Below are 21,447 nucleotides of genomic sequence, written 5' to 3'. Positions count from 1 at the left end.
CTTTACCATTTATTTCAAAGTAGAATATTTAACTTATTAGGGGGAGTAAAAGTGGATTATAAGGCGTTAAAAAGGGGTATTTTTTCGATACTAATATCTACTGCAATTGTTGTATCCAACGTATCACAACCAGTATGTGTATTTGCAAATGTAGAAGAGGCAAATATTACAGATTCAAGTATATATGATAGAAATGAAATGAATGTAATACTACAAGATGGTAAAAAAATAAAAATAGATGATATTGATGTAAATCGTGGATCAGACAGACTTATAATATACACTAACAATTGGGAATCAGAAACCAGTAATCAAAATGAATGGGGCGTTGAAATTGTAGTAAACTCAGACGGTATAGTAACAAAAAGAACAGATCCAGGTACAAAAGTTGATGATAATATTATACCAGAAAAGGGGTTTGTATTATCTGCACATGGAATAGCAAGAGAATTATTAAAAGATGTAAAACTGGGAGATTTTATAGAAACAGAAGGTGTCTGGGTAAAAGAAATTAGAGATACTATTCAAAATCAGAAGTTGGCACAAGGCGTAACTCATGAGGAAGTAAGAATAGAAAATTATGATCAAATTATAGGAAATGAGCAAAGGGTAAACATAATAAAGGCAGATACGAGGGATTCTAATGTTGAGATTATAACATCAAAGGCATTAGACTCAGTAGTAGCAAAAGAAACAATCTTATCACAAGCTAATAGAGAAGAGTATAGAGGTAGAAATGTTGTAGCTGGAGTAACAGGAGATATGTTCAATGCAGATACAGGGATAAATATGACTATGCAAATAAAAGATTCTGAATTGTTAATAAATCATGCATATGAAAGTCACACTAAACAATTTCCTGTATTTGGAATAAAAAAAGACGGAAGTCCATTCATAGATACACTAGCGATAAGGGGAAAACTTAATTTAGGTTATAATGAGATAACAATAGACTCATTAAATAGAAATGAAAAGCTAGATAATAAAATAGGTTTATTTACATATGATTTAAATCAAGAACATAAGTTTAAAATTGAATCAAAATATATAGAAAATGGATCAATAGCTGTAATTAACCTACTAGAAAAGGATAGTAGTATAAAAGCTGGAAATACGTACGAGGGAAAGGTAGATGCAATATATGACAATGCAGGAGTTATAAGTATACCTGAAAATTCTGTGATTATTGGTGGGTTCGGAGATAAAAAATCAATAATTGAAGATATAACAGAAGGTCAAACCGTAGAGTTTAAGTTTGATGTATATAAAGGGGATAATCAAGAAGTTTGCAATGATATAGTAAATGCAACAGGTGGTTACAACACAATAGTAAAAAATAAAAAAGCATTAACATCAGAAGAAATGAAAGAAAATGGTGCAAGTGAAACACTAGTAGATGCTAAAAATGCAAGAACAGGAATAGGAATAACTGAAAACGGAGAAGTGGTAGCGATAACAATAGATAAAGAAAGTGTTAACTTCAATGAATCAAAAGGTGTTACATTACCACAATTAGCAAAGTTATTAGAAGATGAAGGTGTTGTGTCTGGTATAAGCTTAGATGGTGGTGGTTCCACAGAGATGATAGTTCAACCACAGGGGAAATTAGATTTAGTTACAATAAACAACCCTTCTGATGGATCATCAAGACCTCTTACCAATGCAATAATGTTTTTATCTAAAGCTGAGAAAACAGTTGAAGTTGGCGATATAAAAATAGATAAACCTATAACTATATTCAAAGGTGCATCATACATATTTGATGCTAGAGTTTCGGATGCAAATGGAAATCCATATGAACTAGGTAATGAATATATAGAGTGGGACACAAATATGGGTACTATAGATAGTAATGGCAAATTTGTGGCGAATGAAGTTGGAGTAGGAGAAGTTAGTGCATCTATAGGTAATATAAGACGAAGTATAACTGTAAATGTAGTGGATGAAATAGATAACTTTGAATTCACAGAGGAAGGACCTATAGGGATAAATCCTGGAAATAGTAAATCATTTGAAGTAAAAGCTATTAAGGATAATAAAAATGTAGTACTAAACCCAAATTCAATAGAATGGATTATAGATGAAAATATAGGTAGATTTGATGAAAATGGAATATTAACTATAAATAAAGATGTAGAAAAAGGTACTCAATCAATTTTAGTTGCAAAAGTAGGGAATTTAGAAAAGTATGTAGATATAATAGTAGGAATGCAGGATTTATCTATAGATGATTTTGAATCTCAGAGTATATCAAATTATACAACAAATAAAGCGTATGTAAGTTCATATGATATAGAATTATCTAATGAACAGTGCAAAAGTGGGCAATACAGTTTGAAATTAACATACGACTATACTGGTTGGTCAAATGGTAATGGAGCTATGTATGTAATTCCAAAAACAAAACCGAAGGCAGTTGTAAAACCGAAGGCATTAGGAATGTGGGTGTATGGAGATAAAAAAGCTCCTTGGTTGCGAGGTCAAATAATAACATCAGATGGATCAAAAAAGACTATAGATTTTACAAAAAAAGTAGATTGGGAAGCTTGGAAATATGTTGAGATACCTATAGAATCATCATGGACAGCACCGGTAGAATTAAATTATATATATGCTGTAGAAACTGATAAAACACTTATGGGAACTGAGTATGGAGGTGCTATTTATATAGATGATATACAATGGGTATATACAGAAGATAAGGACTTATTAGGTCCTGAATTCAGTAAAATATATCCATATAAAGATAATGTATATAAGGAAAACATAGAATTTAGCACGATTATAAGTGATGACAAATCAGGTGTAAATTCTGAAACTATAGAAATGAAGGTAAATGGAGATATTGTGAATCATAACTATGATCATACAACTAATATGATTAGCTATAGATTAGGCAATCTAAAAGAAGGGGAATATAGGGTAGAAGTAACTGCAAAAGATTTTGAAGGTAATCTATCTGTACCAGGTATAGATAAAACATATACAATAGATTTAAGTGAGGATAATGAAGGGCCCGTTATATCAGAGGTAACCCCAACGGGTAATGCTATAGAAAAGAGTGATATGCCTCGTATAGCATTTAAAATAGAAGATGATAAATCAGAAGTGCTAGAAAAAGATGTAAAAGTTACGTTAGATGGCAAAAATATACCAGTTGATTTTGATGAAGATAAAGGCTATGGGTATTCTGTTCCAGATAAAAAAATAAAAGATGGAAAGCATAAATTAGAAATAGAAGCAAAAGATTCAAAGGGGAATTGTATGGAAGCCTATACTAGTGAGTTTACTATAAATAAAATAAAACAGCCACAAGACAAAAATAATTTTAATATAACTTTAATCCCAGATACTCAGGGATTTACATATTCAAAATTATTATTTGAAGAAGCTTCTAAAAAAGATTCTGACCTAGTTATACATCTAGGAGATTTAGTTGATCAGGAAACAAAAGATGAATGGAGTATTGTAGACGAAGAACTTAAAATACTGAAAGATAAAGAAGTTCTAGCAACACCGGGTAATCATGAAGCATTTAAAGGAAATCTAAATGAATATGATAAAAGATTTGGAAATGCAACTTATCACTTGGAATATGGAAACTTATTGATAGTAGGTTTAAATTCATCTAAGGGACAAAGTATTTCGGAATCGGATCCTACTCAGTTTGAATACTTAAGAGAAGTGTTAGATAAAAATAAATGTGACAACATAGTAATAGCAACTCATGTTCCTATAAAAGATACAAATGGAACTAAGCATGAAATGGAAAAAGATGATGCTGATAAGTTAAAAGATATATTAGAAAAATACAAGGAGAAAAACCCTAAGAAGAATATACAAGTTATATCAGGTCATACTCATTGGTTAGAAGCATGGAATGAAAATGGAATAGAATATGCTATTGTAGGAAATGGAGCTTCAAAAAGTTATATAAGTCCACAACAAGGTGCAATACATGGAATAGGTAACTTAAGTGTTAACAAAAACAATATTGAGTTTGGATTTGATCCATACTTAACAGATGTAAGGATAAAAGATTTTGCTATTAGGGACAATATATTAAATGTTGCAAAAGGTTCTACAAAGCAACTAAATCCGTATGGTGATTTTAGAGAAGTTAATATGAATTATATAGTAAATTTATATCAACAAGATAATATTAATATGAGATGGGAATCATCGGATGAAAGTATTGTAAAGGTAGATGGTAATGGTGAAATTATTACTTTAAAAACAGGAACAGCAAATATTACGCTATTTGTTGGAAATAAAGAACATACTATAACTGTGAATGTAGTTGACCCTAATAGCATAAAAATTAGTGCATTAGATATTAGGATTGAAAATAATAGCATAAGAAAAGGAGATAAGATAAATATTATAGCTACGGGAACTGATGCTAATGGAACTCTATTCGCAATAGATTTGTCTAAAATTAAGTTTAAGATAGCAGATGAAGAAATGCTGAAATTTGATAAAAAAGGGAGATTAATTGCAATAAAATCAGGATTTTCAATAATAGAATATGAATATAACGGTTTTTATGGTGAAGTAGGAATACTAGTTAAATAGTTCTAAAAAAAGATAATCTTAAAAAGATTATCTTTTTTTATTAATATGAAAATTTTTTCCAAAAAAATATTGAAAAAGATTTTCATATATGATATTATTAAATCAAGTTAAAGGAAAACAGTTTCAGAAGAGAAAGGGGGGAGAAAAAATGCTAAGTAATATAGAAGGTAAATTAATAGTATCATGTCAAGCGTTAGAAGATGAACCGTTACACAGTTCATTTATAATGGGGCGTATGGCAAAAGCAGCTATGGAGGGAGGTGCAGTTGCTATACGAGCTCAAGGAGTAGAAGATATAAAAGAGATAAAGGCAGTAACTTCTCTGCCGATGATAGGGATTATAAAAAGAGAATATCAAGATTCAGAAATATATATAACTAGCTCGAAAAGAGAAATTGATGAACTTTTAGTTACAAGTTGTGAAATGATAGCATTAGATGCTACAGATCGAATTAGACCAAATGCAGAGAAATTAGAAGACCTAATAAAGTATATAAAAGAAAATAATAGATTAGTTATGGCAGATATATCTACATATGAAGAAGCTATAAAAGCTCAAGCATATGGTGCTGATTGTATATCAACAACGTTAGTAGGATATACATCATATTCTAGTAACACAGATGGACCCAATTACGATCTTATAGAAAAACTAGTTAAAGATTTAGAGATACCAGTAATAGCAGAAGGAAAGATAAATACACCACAGGATTTAGAAAATGTACTAAAGTTAGGTGTACATAGTGCAGTTGTAGGTTCCGCCATAACTAGGCCTCAACTTATAACAGAAAAATTTAATAATGTAATCACTAAGTATTCAACTTGTGAAAATAATTAATAATTAGGGGAGGAAAAGAAAAATGGGAGCATTAAACTTTCAAGTAATAGCAATCTTAGCGGTATTTGCAGTATTTATAGGTCTTATAATCGCTAAAAAATTACCAACATTAATAGCATTACCAGTATTAGGAATTATAGTAGCATTTATAGCGGGTGTACCTTTTATGAGTGCAGATCCAGAAGAACAAACAATAATGATGCATGTAATAAATGGTGGAGCATCAAGAATGGCAGGAACAATGATAGCTGCAGTATTTGGGGCAATGTTTGCTAAAGTTATATACAAGCAAGGTATATCAAATACAATAATAAGAAAAGCTGCAGAGCTTGCAGGAGACAAGCCATTATTAATATCTATAATATTAACAGCTGCAACAGCTATAATATTCTCAGCTATAGGTGGTGCAGGAGCAGTTATAATGGTATCAACAATAGTAATACCACTTATGATATCAGCAGGAATTAATCCAACAGTAGCTGCAAGTTCAGTTCTTATGGGTATAAGCTTAGGTGGACTACTAAATGTATCAAACTATCAATTCTATGTAGATACAATAGGAATGAGTATGGATACCGTAAAATCGTCATCGATGGTATTAGTAGTAGCGTCTATAGTACTTACATTAGTTTACATATTAATAAATGTTAGAAAAACAGCTGTAAGAAGTACCTGGGCAATGCCTACATCAGAATTTGGAAGTAAAATAAATGATAATGTTAGTTTCTTGGCGTTAATATCACCTCTAGTTCCAATAGTTTTAGTTTTCGTATTTAAGCTAGATGTTATAGTAACATTAATAATAGCTACAATTTATGCAATAGTTACGACTAAACCAAAACAAATAGTACAAGTTGCAACGAGCTCCTTAGTAGAAGGAATACAAGATGTTGCAGGTGTTATAGGTTTATTTATAGGGATAGGTATATTATTAAACGGAACATCTGCTAATGCTACAGTAGCTTTAATGCAACCTGTTATATCCGCAATAGTTCCAACTTCACCAATGATGTATGTAGTAGTATTCACAATACTATCGCCACTTGCATTATATAGAGGGCCACTTAATATGTATGGATTGGGATCTGGAATAGGTAATATAATGTTAGCAGCAGGTACATTATCTCCAGCTGCAGTAGGTATTGCGTTAAGATCAACAGGAATTGTACAAGGGATAGCAGATCCTACAAATTCTCAAAATGTAATAGTTGCAGATTATGCTAAATGCGATGTAAACGATATCCTTAAATCTACATTACCGTATACTATATTAATAACTGCATTAGGGCTATCATATACAGCACTTATGTTATTCTAAAAAATAAAGTGGGAGAAAATAATCTCCCACTGTTTTAAGATAAATTAGAGTTAAGTATATTAATAGTTGGCTCTAATTTATCTTAAAAGACAAGTAAATTTATAATATAAAAAGTTTTAGGGGGAATAAAAATGAGCAAAAAAGTAAGAATTGGTATAGATGTTGGTGGAACATTTACAGATGCAGTAGTAATAGATAATAAAACTTACGAAGTAATAGCTAAATCTAAAATACCTACAACACATCATAAAAAAGAAGGTGTGGCAAAAGGTATAGTACAAGTTATAAATAAGGTTTTAGAAGAAAATAATATTTCGCCAGATGATGTAGTTTTCATTGCCCATGGTACAACTCAAGCAACAAACGCTCTTTTAGAGGGAGATGTATCTAAAACAGGAATAATAGGAATGGGAAAAGGTATAGAAGGAGAAAGAGCTAAAAATGAAACTAGAGTTGGTGATATAGAATTATCTCCAGGAAAGTACTTACATACAGCGCATAGATTCATAGATTCTACAAATTTAGATGAAAATAAAATAGACAAATATATAAAAGAGTTAAAAGAAGAAGGTGCCGAAGTTATAGTTGCGTCTGAGAGTTATTCGGTTGATAATCCAGAAAATGAAATGAAAGTTATTGAAAAAGCACTTGAGAATAAAACATATGCAACTGGTGGATATGAAATATCTCAATTATATGGATTAAAAGCTAGAACTAGAACTTCTGTAGTAAATGGTGCATTAATTCCTAAAATGATGGAAACGGCAAATATGACAGAAAAATCCGTAAAAAATGCTAATATAACAAAGCCACTTATGATAATGAGATGTGATGGTGGAGTTATGAATGTTGATGAAGTAAGAAAAAGACCAATACTTACAATGTTATCAGGTTTAGCTGCAGGGGTTGCAGGAGCATTAATGTATGAAAAAGTCTCAGATGGAATATTCTTTGAAGTTGGAGGAACATCAACAGATATATCAGTGATAAAAGATGGAAAAGTTATGATAAAAAATGCACAAGTTGGTGGACATAAACTATACTTATCATCTCTGGATGTTAGAACATTAGGGATAGCTGGTGGAAGTATGGTCGTTGTTGAAAATAATAAAATAGTAGATGTAGGTCCAAGAAGTGCCCATATAGCTGATAAAAAATATGAAATATTTGCAAGTATTGATGAAGTACAAGGAGCAAAAATATCATATATAGCACCAAGACCAGAAGATAAAGCTAACTATGTAGTAGTAGATTGTAATAACAATAACAGTTTTGCACTTACACTTGCAGGGGCAGCTAATATACTTGGTTATGTTCCAAATGATGATTATGCAAGAGGAAACGATGATGCTGGTAAAGTAGCGTGGGAAGCTTTAGCTAAAGAAGTTAACTTGACTGTAGAAGAAGCGGCTAAGCAAGTAATGGATATAGCTATAACTAAAGTTAAGAAAATAGTAGACGAGCTTATACAAGAATATCAATTAAATAAAGCAATAATAAGATTAGTTGGAGGAGGAGGGTCTGCCTCTATAGTTACACCTTATTTAGCTGAAATGATGGATGTTAAGTTTAATATAGCAAAAAATGCACCATATATATCAACTATAGGTGTTGCATTAGCACTTGTTAGAGAGCAAATAGAAAGAAGTGTAATTAACCCAAGTGAAGATGATGTAAAAAAAATAAGAATGGATGTATTAGACGCAGTAGTAAAAGGTGGAGCAAATCCTGACACTGTAGAAATAGCAATAGAAATAGATTCTCAAAAAAATATATTAAGAGCAATAGCTACAGGAGCTACAGAACTTAGAACTAAAGATTTAAATTCAGAAAAGAAAACTGAAGATGAATTAAGAAGTATAGTCAGTGAAGCTACAGGAATTGATAAAAATAATACTAAGTTAGTAGCAAAAGGTGGAAGATGGAATATATTTGAAGCTAAAGCGATAAGCAAGAAATTATTTGGATTAATAAAGAGTACAAAATCTATGGTAAGAGTAATAGATGAAGAAGGTGTTATAAGACTTCAAAAGGATAATGCGAAAGTATTAGCATGTACTAAAACTGAACTATTTAAAAATTATAATGGATTCATAGAAGACTTAACTACATTTTCAGATGCAGGGGCTCAACTTCCAAAAGTATATCTATTATTTAAGCAAAAGCTTATAGATTTATCAGGAATGACAAATAAAGAGCAATTATTCTCATTAACTAACTTAGAAATAGAAATGCTAGATGAACAAGAGAATATTATGGTAGTAGCAGCAAAAGAATAAAAGGAGTATATTATGAAAAATATACCTTATTTAAATGATATAAATTTATCTTTATTAGATCTTATGGAAGATAATATCTTCCATAAGATTCCAAAATATAAAATAACTTATTATATAAATGAATCAATAAAAATAGGAAAAGAAGAAGCTAAAAAATATAGGGATAAAGACCTAAGTCAAATTTTAAAAGAAAATAGTGTAGAAGTAATAGTAAAACCCAAAAGACCTAACTCTAAGTATGTTGATCTTAGAGCAGAAATAAATTTTACAGATAAGAAAAGAGAAATAATTTTATATGAAAACTCAATAGATGAATTATATAATAGCTTAAAAAATGGAAATAGCAATATAACCAAGAAGAAAGTTATAGACATTCATTTAGCGCATGAGTTTTATCACTACTTAGAATTTAAAAGTAAAAACTTTACTAATGAAAAATTAGATAAAATAGAAAGTTTCAAATTAGGTCCATTTAAACTAAAATCAACAATAGTTAAAACTAAAGAAATAGCAGCACATGCTTTTTGTAAAGAATTATTGGGAATGAGGATTCATCCAAAAGAATTAGATTATATATACTTAATAAAAAAAGGAAAGTTAGATGAAAAAAAATTAAGAAGCAAAATAAAAGAATTAGAAAATGAATATTTAATATAATTTGAGGGGACGTAAATATGAAAATAAAATATAACGGTAAAGACATAGCAGTTATATATAATATAGATTGTGTAGTAGTTGGAGGAGGAACTGCAGGAGCAGTAGCTGCAATATCAGCTGCAAGAGAAGGTGTTTCTACTTTAGTAGTAGAAAAAAGTATAGCACTTGGGGGAACTCAAACTAATTCATTAGTCAACCCAATGATGCCTACATATGTTAAAAATTGTGAAATAAACACTATTATAAATGAAAGATTAAATACTTATGGAATTAGAACTAATGATAACCAAACTACTTGTAGTTGGTTTAATAGTGAAAAGTTAGCATTTGTACTTCAAGAATTATTAATTGAGAACAATGGAGATATATTATTTGATGCTGATTTAGTAGATGTACTTATGGAAAATAACAATATAACTCATATAATAGTTAATACATGTGAAGGATTAGTTGCTATAAAAGGAAAAAACTTTGTAGATTCAACATCAGATGCATTATTATCAAGATTATCAAAGGTAGAAGTTAGCTCTGGTAATGAGGATGGAGATAATCAAATGATGTCGTTTAGATTTGAAATGGCAAATATTGATATAAACAAACTTAGAACTTATATGAAAGAAAATAACGATACATTCTGTAATATAGAAGATAAAGACTTTTATGAAGTAGCTATGGTTAGAAATAAAGGATTTGTTCTTGAACCATTATTTGTAAAAGGATATCAAGATGGATATTTAAAAGAAGAGGATTTAAGATACTTCCAAGCCTTTACATTACCAGGAAAGCCAAGTTGTATGTCATTTAACTGTCCTCACATACCAGGAATGAACAAGACAACGAGCTCTATTATTAGGAGTAAAGCAGTTATAAAAGGGCGTGAAATGATACACAGATTAGTAAACTTTTTAGTAAATTACGTACCAGGATTTGAAAATGCTTATTTACTTAGAGAAGCAAACTACTTAGGAATAAGAGAGTCATACAGAATAAAAGGTAAGTACATATTAAGTGAAGAGGATTATTTAAAAAGAGCAAGATTTGAAGATGCTATAGCTAAAGGTGATTGGTACATAGATGTTCATTCAGTAAATAATGACCACGAATTTGAAGCTAGGTATGAAAAAGGTGAATACTACGAAATACCATATAGATCACTAGTAACAAATGAAGTTGAAAACTTAATAGTAGCAAGTAGATGTATTTCAACAACATTCTTAATGCAAGCATCTATTAGAATACAATCTACTATGAGAGATATAGCAGAAGTAGCTGGAGAGGCTTGTGCTTACTCTATAAAAAATAATGCTAAATTAAATGAAATAGACACGAAAGTATTAAAAATAACGGCTTTGGCGTAGGGGAAATAAAGCATTGCTAAAAAGCAATGCTTTAATTATTTAAAAGGAGAATTAATATGAATAATATAAAAAATGTACATGTATTAAATCACACACATTGGGATAGAGAATGGTATGAAACTTTTGAAGAGTTTAGACTAAAACTTAGAGATGGCCTTAGATATGTAAATAAACTTATAGATGAAGAAAAAATAGACAAGTTTTTCTTAGATGGTCAAACTGTAGCATTAGATGATTATAAAGAAGTTGTAAGCAGTGAAGAGTATGAAAAAATAGCAAAGCTTATAAAGAATGGGAAAATAGAAATAGGACCATGGTATGTTTTAGCAGATGAATTTTTAATAAGTGGAGAATCGATAATTAAAAACTTAGAACTAGGAATAGATATATCAAAAGAGCTAGGATCGAAATATGATATAGGATATTTACCAGATACATTTGGCCATATATCGCAAATGCCACAGATACTAAAATCATTTGATATAAATAATGCAATAGTTTGGAGAGGTGCTATATCAGATAGTTTTGAAAATAATTGGATATCACCAGATGGGTCAAAAGTTTTAACATTTGTACTTCCTTTATTTGGAGGATACTACCAAACATATCTTAAAGCAGATGACTATGTTGAAAAGTTTGAAGAATATATGGAAGACAATAGACCATACTTAAAAAATGAAAATTTATTAGTTATGAATGGAGCAGACCATACATACACAAGTGATAATTTAAAAGTAAGACTTAACGATATAGGTAAAAAGCATGATAAATTAAATATAGTGCAGTCTGTTATGAGTGACTATGTAAAAGAGTTTAAAGGATATGAACCAGAAAATAACTTATATGGTGAACAAAGAGATCCTAGAAAAATATTTGTATTACCAGGAGTGTACTCAACTAGAATGTACTTAAAAGAAGGTAATCAAAGATGTGAAGATGAAGCAGTAAATGTTATGGAAACAGTAAATGTTTGGAGCAATAACAAAACGGATTCAAAAGAGTTTATGAAATATATATGGAAAACAATAGTTAAAAATCATGCACATGATAGTATATGTGGATGCTCAATAGATGAAGTTCATGATGAAATGGAAACTCGATATAAAAAAGTTTTACAAGCTATAAATCAATTTGCAAAGCTTACATTAGATAAAGAATATAATTTTGAATTTATAAATCAAAATGTTTTAAATGATAAACTATATATAGTAAACAACAATCCATTTAAGGATAGTTACAAAGTTAAAACTTCTATACTAATAAATAAAGATATGGATAAAGGAAGCATAAAACTATTAAATGGTGAAGAAGAAGTAAATATAGATATAATAAATAAAGAGTTAAGAGAAGAATTATTAAGAGAAATAACAAAAGAACCATTCTATGCAGAATACTATATATATGATATAGAATTTATGATGGAATTTGATGGATTTGAAACTAAAAAGCTAGATATAGTTTTAGCTAAAGAGAGTGTAGATATATTACAAAACAACGAAGAGAATTACATAGAAAATGAATATTATAAAGTAAGTGTAAATGATAATTCACTTACAATATTAGATAAGACTTCAGGTGAAGAGTATGATAATATGCATAAAATAGTTTCTACTCTAGATGCAGGAGACACATACAATTATTCACCACCAGTAAATGACTGTTTATCAAAAGCTACTATAAAATCTATAAATAAAACTAAAAAAGGAAATAGCTTTGAAAGTATAACTATAAATTATGAAATAGAGACTCCTAAAGAGTTGAACAAACAAAGAACTGGACCAAGTGAAGAATTAGTAAAATCATACATAGAAGCTACTATAACACTAAGAAATAATTCTAAATTAATAGAGTTTGATAGTGAAATAAACAATAATGCTAAAGATCAAAAGCTTAAGGTAGCATTTAATGTAGATAAATGTGATAAAACATATGGTGATACAGCATTTGATATTATAGAAAGAAAAACACTAAGAGATAGAATATTTGATGTAGATAAAAATAAAGAATTAGAATCAAATGAATATCCTACATTGTCAACAGTAATAGCAAATGATTTACAATTAGTACATAGGGGAATGCAAGAGTACCAAGTTGAAAAAATAGAAGATAAAGACTATGTAATGCTAACAGCACTTAGATGCGTAGGAGATTTATCAAGAAGAGACTTAAGAACAAGAGGAGCAGGAGCAGGTCCAGGATACAAAACTCCTGGGGCTCAATGTATAGGAACATATAAGTTTTCTTATGGATTAGTAATAGGGGAAGAAAACTTTAATATGAATCACTCAAAACATATTAGAAATAGAGTATTAGTAGCTCAATCTTATATAAACAAAGATAATAAAAAGTTATTCAGTATAAATAATAAAGATATAGCATTTTCTTCTGTGACACAAAACCAAGATGATAGCTTTGAGATAAGAGTATTTAATTATAAAGAAGAATCTCAAAATATGGCTATAGCCCTAGGAATAGATGCCAAAAGTGCTCAGCTTATAAATTTATCAAAAAAAAGTATAAAAGACTTAGATATAATAAATAACAACATTACTATAGATGTAGAACCTAAAAAAATTGCAACAATAAGAATAAAATACTAGTGGAGAATTAAATATGAAAAAATATATATGTATAGATGTAGGTGGGACCTCTATAAAATATGGAGTTATAAGTGAACAAGGTAACATAATAACTCAAAACAAAGTAGACACTGAAGCTAAAAAAGGTGGAAATACTGTAATAAATAAAATTAAAGATATAGTTTTTGGATATATAAATAACTATGAACTTCAAAATATACAAGGTGTATGTGTATCAACTGCAGGAATGGTAGACCCAAAAGAAGGCAAAATCCTTTATGCATCAGAGCTTATACCAGATTATACAGGAACAGAAATAAAAAAAGAAATAGAACAAGAATTCAAACTTCCTTGTGAAGTTGAAAATGATGTTAATTGTGCAGGCCTTGGTGAAATGTGGTTAGGTGCTGGTAAAGAATCAACATCTAGTATATGTATGACAATAGGTACAGGAATTGGAGGATGTGTAATAATTGATAATAAATTATTACATGGATTTACTAACAGTGCAGGGGAATTAGGCTATATGAAGGTAGAAGGAAATGACATACAAGATGTAGCAGCAACTAGTGCACTAGTTGATAAAGTTAGAAAAATTAAAAATGATGATTCTATAGATGGAGTAAAAGTATTTGAACTTGCAAAGTCAGGAGATAAAGAGTGTATAGATGCAATAGATAATTTAGTCGAGAAATTATCTATTGCAATAGCAAATGCAGTGTATATTTTAAATCCACAAGTAGTAATACTAGGTGGGGGTATAATAGCACAAGAAGATTATTTATATCATAGAATATGTAATGCAGTTAAGCGAAATTTATTGCCGCATATATATGAAAATACACAAATAAAGTTTGCTAAAAATCAAAATAATGCAGGTATGTTAGGAGCATTATATAATTTTATACAAAAGCATAATTAAGGGGGAACTATGAAAAAAATAATATATATACCACTAGATGAAAGACCATGTAACTTATTGTATCCTCAGTATATGAGTGAAGTAAGAGATGATATAAAACTAATAGCTCCAGGATACGATATATTAGGAGATAAAAAAAATAGTGCAGATATAAATAAAATATGGGAATTTATATATGAAAATATTGAAGACACAGATATATTAGTTATGTCTATGGAAATGGTAATGTATGGAGGATTGTTGCCTTCTAGAATACATTATTTAAATGAAGACCATAAAGAAAATATATTAAATAAAATAAAAAAATTAAAACAAATAAATAAAAATCTTAAGATATACGCATCAAACTTAATAATGAGAACACCAAAATATAACTCATCAGATGAAGAACCTGATTATTATGAAAACTATGGTGAAAGAATATTTAAAAGAGCGTATTTAAAAGATAAAAAAGAAAGAACTGGATTAAATAATGAAGAAGAACAATTGTTAAATAATATATGTTTAGAGTTACCTAAAGAACATATCGATGACTATGAAAATAGAAGAAGATTTAATATAAATATAAATAAAGATATAATAAATATGGTAAAATGTAGTCATATAGACTTTTTATCTATACCACAAGATGATAGTGCCGAATTTGGGTATACAGCAATAGACCAAAGTACAATATATAAACACATAAGAGAAAATAGACTACAAAGAAAAGTAAATATGTATCCTGGAGCTGATGAAGTAGGAGCATCATTAGTTGCAAGAGCTATAAATGACATAGAAAATAGAAAACCTAAAATTTATCCATTATATAGTTCAACATTAGGACCTACATTAATACCTTTATATGAAGATAGAATAATGAATGAAAGTTTAAAATCACATATAATGGTAACAGGAAGTGAAATAACTAACAATGAAGAAGAAGCAGATATAATACTTGCTATAAATAGTCCGGGAAAAATAATGCAAGAATCTTGGGATCAATTTGACAAGGACATAACATATACAAGTTTTAGGAATTTACTTTGCTTCGTAGAACAAATACAAAACTACATAAATAAAGGTAAAAAAGTAATAATATGTGATAGTGCATTTGCAAATGGTGGAGATTTAGAATTAATAACTCTACTAGATGAATTTGATGTATTAGACAAGCTTATGTCTTATAAAGGATGGAATACAAACTGTAATAGTTTAGGAACTACATTAGCTCAAGGTATAATATGCTTAGGGTGCAATATAAATGAAGATATAGTTAAGAAAAATCTTATATATCATATATTAGAAGATGCACTTTACCAACCTATAGTTAGAATGGATATAACTCATAATATACTTGATGAATTTAATGCAAATTACTTTGATCTAAATAACAAAGAAAAAGAAATAAACGAAATAATGAACGAAAAATTAAAATTAGCTTATAATGAATACATATTAAATACATTTAAAGAAGTAAAAGATATAGAAATAAGTACTTTTTCTCCTTGGAGAAGAATGTTTGAGATTGGTATAGATTTAAAAGTTAAGTTTTAAAATACTTAATGTTGGTGATAAAAAATGAAAATATTAGACAAATTAAATAATCCTGAGATTAAATTGACAAAATCTCAGGAGAGTTTAACAAAGTATATGAAAGAAAATATAGAAGATGTTGCGTATAAATCAATATCAGAAATAGCAAAAGAAAATGGTGTTGGAGATGCAACAATTACTAGATTTGTAAAAAGGTTTGGATTTAATTCTTTTCAAGAATTCAAACTTACAATAGCAAAAGAAACTTATGGTGAAAGAGAAGAAAATATAATAAATCCAAGTATAACACAAGAGGATGGAATAAATGAAGTAGCCTCTAAATTAGTTAAATCAAGTGTTGAAGTTTTAGAAAATAACTTGAAAATTTTAGATACAAATAAAATTAACTATTGTATAGATAAAATACTAAATGCTAATAAAGTATACTTTATAGGTATTGGATACTCTGGAAATATAGCAATGGAAGCTAGTTATAAATTTATGAGAATAGGACTAAATTGTAATGGACTTGCCGATGGACATACTATGATTATGCTATCATCAATTATGAATAAAGATGATTTGGTAATATCTATATCTCATACAGGAGATACAAAAGAGATTATAACAGCTAGTAAACTAGCTAAAGAAAATAATGTAACTGTAATAGGAATAACAAGCAATGAAAAATCAGAATTAAATGAAATATCTGATGTAGTTATTCCATATACTTCAAATGAAAGTTTATTTGAAACAGGATCATTATCAACAAAAACTGCACAAATGTTTTTATTAGATTTAATTTATACTCAAGTAGTTAAATCTAGATTTAGTGAATCTGTTGATAAAAAATTAAAAACAACCAGAGCAATTAAATCATCTATATAAGGTTAATGAGGTATAAACGTTGAATCATGTACAGAAGATAAAGCAGTTTAAATGGAATATGGAGAAAACACTATAATACAGAAAAATAAATATAATGCCGCACTAATTTTTAGTGCGGCATTATATTTGTTATGTGTCATAGCTATTTACACTGTCTGTAATTATATTAATCAAAGGTATTGAAATATCTTTTATAGATTTATAGAACGTATTTATATTTTCTTCTAAAGATTTTATCCTAGATAGAACAAGCTCTTTACTTACAACATCATCACGCAGAGACGAAATAAGTTCTATATCTATAATAAGAGATATGATACTACTAATATTTTTGATGCAATCTATAAACAGTATAATTAAGTTATAGATTAAGTTCTTATCCTCATACTCTACAACAAATATTATCTGGGATACTAGTTTATTATAAAGTCTTATTAGATAATAAAACTTTTGTGTAAGAGCTAGATAGTCATATCTTCTAGGTAAATTTGTTTGAGATTGTATATTTTGTAGATGGTTTACTAAAATGTCCAATGTTTTTCTTTGATTTTTAGGTGAATTATGCAAGTTTTCTGATTCAATTAGTGAGTAGATATCTTCGAAAAATTTCTCCCAGTCTAAGAGCCTGTGTTTGGTATAGTATTGATAGATATTACTATAACTTGTATGTAAGTTATAGTTTATGCTATTTAAATCCTCTATAAATGCCATAGAAATTTTATTTAAATATATTAACCATCAACTTGTACTCTTTTTACGGCAAGAAATTTGTCTAGAATAGCAATCACTGCATGCATCTAACTCATAATTTATTATTTTGATAGATAAGTCGCATAAGCACTTAATATTATTTTCTAAATCATTGATTTCACTTATTAGATTACAAATTAGACATTTTATATAATTGTTATAAACACAGCAAGAACAAGTGTCATATTTTATTATTAATAATAGATAATGTACTATAGTTATGATAGTGCTTAAGATAACTGTAAATATACATAAAAGTTCTTCTGAGATTGAATGATAGCAGATATCTATAATTAAAGGTGATAGTCTGTTATATAGTATATCTAATATACGCAATAATCGGTCTAATTGTACAGCATATGAATATCTATTTGGGCATTGTTCGTCTAGAAGTATAAGTATTTGAGATTTGAGCATTACTATAGATCCACACTTTTTGTTTAGTAATTTATATTTTATATCCTCAAACGATTCAGAATCAAAAGGTGGGTCTAATGATTGAGTGATTATACAATGTAGTGAATCAGAAATATTAAGTAGTTGATTAATTACATCTGTATTCTTGCCTATATTACCCCCCATTTTTATAATCCTCCTATATATTTTAAAAAGACTAATATAAATATATGTATATTAGTCTTTTAAGTTGCATACATTATCTAATTTAATGAATTATTATTTACAGACTCAGGCTGACATGATTTAATAGTTTTAATATACCACTCTAAAGATTTTGAAGAATCTTTTTCTGTACCGATACCATCCTTATACATAGTGGCAACTTTTATTTGAGCATTTATACTACCTAAATCAGCAAGTTCTCTATAAATTTCAAAGGCTTTAGCATAGTCACACTCACCATTAATACCAGTATAGTAATTGTCTGCGAGTATCATTTTTTCGTTATGGATATCGATAGTAGGGATAGATTTTATTTGTTTATCAAATTCACTTTCAACAGGAAATGTTTCTGGTATAGTATCTTCAGATTGAGATATATTGTCATTAGTTTTATTGTGTGTTAGTGTTTTTTCTTGGTTAAAAAACATAGATATTAGAGTATAACTAGCTAGTGAGTATCCACAATCAACTAAGTGAGTTAAATACTTCTTAGCTTTTTTTAAATCTTTTTTTTCTTCTATCTCTATATAAATCATAGCTAAGTTAAACATAGAAGTTAGATTTTTATTATTCATAGCTTCCTCGAAGTATTCTATACTTTTGTTTAAATCATAGAAATTGCTGCTACTATTAGAATATATAATACCCAACATATTTTGGGCTTCACTCAGCCCAAATTTAGAGGATTTTAAATATAAATCGTGGGCTACTTCTATATTTTTTTCTACACCAATACCGTAGTAATATGAGTTTGCCAAATCAAAGGTCTTTATACATTCTAATGCTGATAAATTTTCGCTATTTATAAAACTCAAGTAGATTCCCCCTATTTGAATCAATTTAGTACAACTACATTTATAATAAATCTATTTGATTAGAGAAAAGACATAGTATACACTTGTAGTAACTATAATATGGATTTAATTTTAAGTTTTCTTTTAATACGTAGTAATATTGCATAGCAGCCATTAAATTAATAAGCATTCTACTTATTTCACATAAATATTCTCCATAATATTTATCATCATTAGGACAATCTTTTACAAAACTATAATACTTTGCTTTTAGTTCATCTAATTTACATATTAATCTTTCAATCTCAGCATTAAAGTCTACAAAGTTACTACTTTCAAGTTCTAAATCTTTTTGAATAATATCTAAAAGTATATATATTTTGTCTGATAAATCATTTAAAAATTCACAATAATTGTCTTCACAACAAAATTCTAATATATTTATATTATAAACATTTAATATTATATATGCCCAGTTGGGGATTACAAATCCACCACCGATATTAGTCACACATTGACCTGGAGTGTTGGCTACAATCAAAGGTGTAAATCCTGTTATTGGGTCTATTTTACTATCTCCACCAGGTACTTTAATAGTATATTGATAGCCCTGTGGTTTAATAAATTTTATATAGTAGTTTCCTACATCAATATTATTAAATATATAGTACCCTGGTTGTAAGGAAGCATTATTAGTTGTTATAGTATCTTTTACTAAATTAAAATTCTCATCATATAACTCTATTATGACTCCATTTAGACCTTCATCGGTATTATCAAATTTGCCATTTAAGTTTTTATCTAAAAAGGCAAATCCTTCTATGCAAACTTTGATTGGACCTACATTTAGTATTTCAACACCGACCTTTTCAGGTTCTACAGGAGTTAAATATTTAAGGTTGTTATTCAAATCAAGGTATGAACCTTTGATTGCAAAACTATTCCAGGCAACTTCTCCCAAATTAACACCTACAGGTGCTATACACTTTACAGAAACAATTATAGATGAATTTGGCTTTAATACGTTATTTAAAGTGGTAACTTTAAAGGATTTAGTATTAACTATTGGATTAGGTGGTAGTTGTGTCCAATCATTTACAGTACCTATAGTATCATTACCAAAATTAGTGGCGGAAAATCTCACGGGATCATAACTTTGGGAATATTCTACCTTTAAATCTACAATTTGACTTGAGTCTGATAAAGTAGCTGATATGTCTTTTACTGAATATATAGCAAAATCAGAGTCTCTCGGGCTATTAGTAAGTATCACCCCAGTATCACCTACATGAGGTAGAATATCTACTATTTCTATTGAAGTAATATCAACATTACCTATATTAGTAATTTCAAGTTTATACTCTACAATACCACCTTCATAGGTTTTTCCCTTATTAGGTTCTTCAGTAAAAACTGAATCAAGCTCACCTTTTACTTTTTTGTCAGATTTTAACCCTGCAAATAGTAATGCATTTAAATTAACTGTATTACTTATTGCTAAATTTTCATTAGTTATATTATCCTTATCTAAATCGTTGGTATCTAGTAGACCACCTGGAGCATAACCATATGGTCCAGAATTACCTAAGTATGAATTATTTGGTATAGGACCGAGAGCACCAACATTTACAGATGCTTCAAAGTCAACGTAAAAAACTCCTCTTTGCTGTATTGAAAAATTATCTAACTCATATCGAACTAAAGTTTTGTTGGTATTATTATAATTTGGGATTACTTGTTTTGTAACAAGAGGAAAACCAGGATTATTAGAAGTTATAGTGGTACCACTAAAATAGTCATAATATGAATAAAATTCATTACCTACGTATGTTAAATTTTCATCTAATATATCTATTATCCTAGGGTTATTTATTTGTGATCTATTAGCAGGAACGGTAAGTCTATATTTTACTATATTTCCTGGTATTACTGCTTGATTAGTAAGTCGTGATTTTGAAATATTAAGATAGGAAAGATTATTAACTTGAGTATTAACAGTACTTTCTTTAGTTTGGCGAATAGGACCTTCATCATATTCTAGAGTGACTTTGTTGACTATTAAATTGGTTGGGTTAGTTGAAATAACCTCACCATCGACGATGAAAGATACATCTTGAGTGGCACCTACTGGAAGGTTACCTATGTTGTATTTTATTTTGGTTATTTTAACTATATCTGGTAAAGTCACAATCTGTGAACTATTAGTATTGAATATTCCAAGAGGAATAAATGGTCCACTGTTATTAACTTGATATTCAATAGTGTAACTTTCAGGTATTGAAGTTTCTATAGGTGCTATCCAAAACTCTGGAGTTCTTATTCTTGTTGGTTTTATTTCTTGTGGAATCTCATC

Annotated in this window: 14 protein-coding genes; 10 read left to right on the top strand and 4 right to left on the bottom strand. The window is 28.8% G+C overall.

Annotated features, from left to right (window positions below; translation table 11 throughout):
- Window positions 1-51 precede the first annotated feature (51 nt).
- The 10 genes from ACRDBA_RS00655 to ACRDBA_RS00610 all read left to right on the top strand — a co-directional run bounded on the left by ACRDBA_RS00655 (window position 52) and on the right by ACRDBA_RS00610 (window position 16,929).
- A complete protein-coding gene (locus ACRDBA_RS00655) occupies window positions 52-4,575 on the top strand; it encodes a phosphodiester glycosidase family protein (protein ID WP_438571022.1) in 4,524 nt (1,507 codons plus the stop codon).
- Window positions 4,576-4,723: 148 nt separating this feature from the next.
- On the top strand, window positions 4,724-5,413 hold the full coding sequence (locus ACRDBA_RS00650) for an N-acetylmannosamine-6-phosphate 2-epimerase (protein ID WP_438571021.1): 690 nt from the start codon (window positions 4,724-4,726) through the stop codon (window positions 5,411-5,413).
- 22 nt (window positions 5,414-5,435) lie between these two features.
- Entirely contained in the window at window positions 5,436-6,731 is a 1,296-nt protein-coding gene (locus ACRDBA_RS00645) for a transporter (RefSeq protein ID WP_438571020.1), read from the top strand.
- 131 nt (window positions 6,732-6,862) lie between these two features.
- Window positions 6,863-9,010, top strand: coding sequence for a hydantoinase/oxoprolinase family protein (locus ACRDBA_RS00640; protein ID WP_438571019.1), 2,148 nt, complete (start codon window positions 6,863-6,865; stop codon window positions 9,008-9,010).
- Window positions 9,011-9,022: 12 nt separating this feature from the next.
- Entirely contained in the window at window positions 9,023-9,667 is a 645-nt protein-coding gene (locus ACRDBA_RS00635) for a hypothetical protein (protein ID WP_438571018.1), read from the top strand.
- Window positions 9,668-9,684: 17 nt separating this feature from the next.
- Window positions 9,685-11,025 carry an FAD-dependent oxidoreductase gene (locus ACRDBA_RS00630; RefSeq protein ID WP_438571017.1) on the top strand — a complete coding sequence of 447 codons (1,341 nt, stop codon included), beginning with the start codon at window positions 9,685-9,687 and terminating at the stop codon, window positions 11,023-11,025.
- A gap of 56 nt (window positions 11,026-11,081) precedes the next feature.
- Window positions 11,082-13,625 (top strand): glycoside hydrolase family 38 C-terminal domain-containing protein, encoded by a 2,544-nt coding sequence (locus ACRDBA_RS00625; RefSeq protein WP_438571016.1) that lies wholly within the window; start codon window positions 11,082-11,084, stop codon window positions 13,623-13,625.
- 13 nt (window positions 13,626-13,638) lie between these two features.
- Window positions 13,639-14,526 carry an ROK family protein gene (locus ACRDBA_RS00620; RefSeq protein WP_438571015.1) on the top strand — a complete coding sequence of 296 codons (888 nt, stop codon included), beginning with the start codon at window positions 13,639-13,641 and terminating at the stop codon, window positions 14,524-14,526.
- 9 nt (window positions 14,527-14,535) lie between these two features.
- Complete coding sequence (locus ACRDBA_RS00615) at window positions 14,536-16,062, top strand: DUF4127 family protein (RefSeq protein ID WP_438571014.1); 1,527 nt, start codon at window positions 14,536-14,538, stop codon at window positions 16,060-16,062.
- A gap of 24 nt (window positions 16,063-16,086) precedes the next feature.
- Window positions 16,087-16,929: a MurR/RpiR family transcriptional regulator gene (locus tag ACRDBA_RS00610; RefSeq protein WP_438571013.1), complete on the top strand. Its 843-nt coding sequence runs from the start codon at window positions 16,087-16,089 to the stop codon at window positions 16,927-16,929.
- A 129-nt stretch (window positions 16,930-17,058) separates the two neighbouring features.
- Here the strand turns inward: ACRDBA_RS00610 and ACRDBA_RS00605 are convergent, their stop codons facing one another.
- From ACRDBA_RS00605 to ACRDBA_RS00590, 4 genes are all read right to left on the bottom strand, one after another.
- Complete coding sequence (locus ACRDBA_RS00605) at window positions 17,059-17,463, bottom strand: hypothetical protein (RefSeq protein WP_438571012.1); 405 nt, start codon at window positions 17,461-17,463, stop codon at window positions 17,059-17,061.
- A 204-nt stretch (window positions 17,464-17,667) separates the two neighbouring features.
- A complete protein-coding gene (locus ACRDBA_RS00600; RefSeq protein ID WP_438571011.1) occupies window positions 17,668-18,261 on the bottom strand; it encodes a hypothetical protein in 594 nt (197 codons plus the stop codon).
- Between the two features lie 77 nt (window positions 18,262-18,338).
- Window positions 18,339-19,115: a tetratricopeptide repeat protein gene (locus ACRDBA_RS00595; protein WP_438571010.1), complete on the bottom strand. Its 777-nt coding sequence runs from the start codon at window positions 19,113-19,115 to the stop codon at window positions 18,339-18,341.
- A 40-nt stretch (window positions 19,116-19,155) separates the two neighbouring features.
- Window positions 19,156-21,447: SdrD B-like domain-containing protein (locus ACRDBA_RS00590; protein ID WP_438571009.1), on the bottom strand; the 2,292-nt coding region annotated here is incomplete at its 5' end.

Source organism: Clostridium sp., assembly GCF_051654825.1.
Taxonomy (GTDB): Bacteria; Bacillota; Clostridia; order Clostridiales; family Clostridiaceae; genus Clostridium.
The sequence above is the reverse complement of the archived record's forward strand: the minus strand, read 5'-3'. Positions and strand labels throughout refer to the sequence as shown.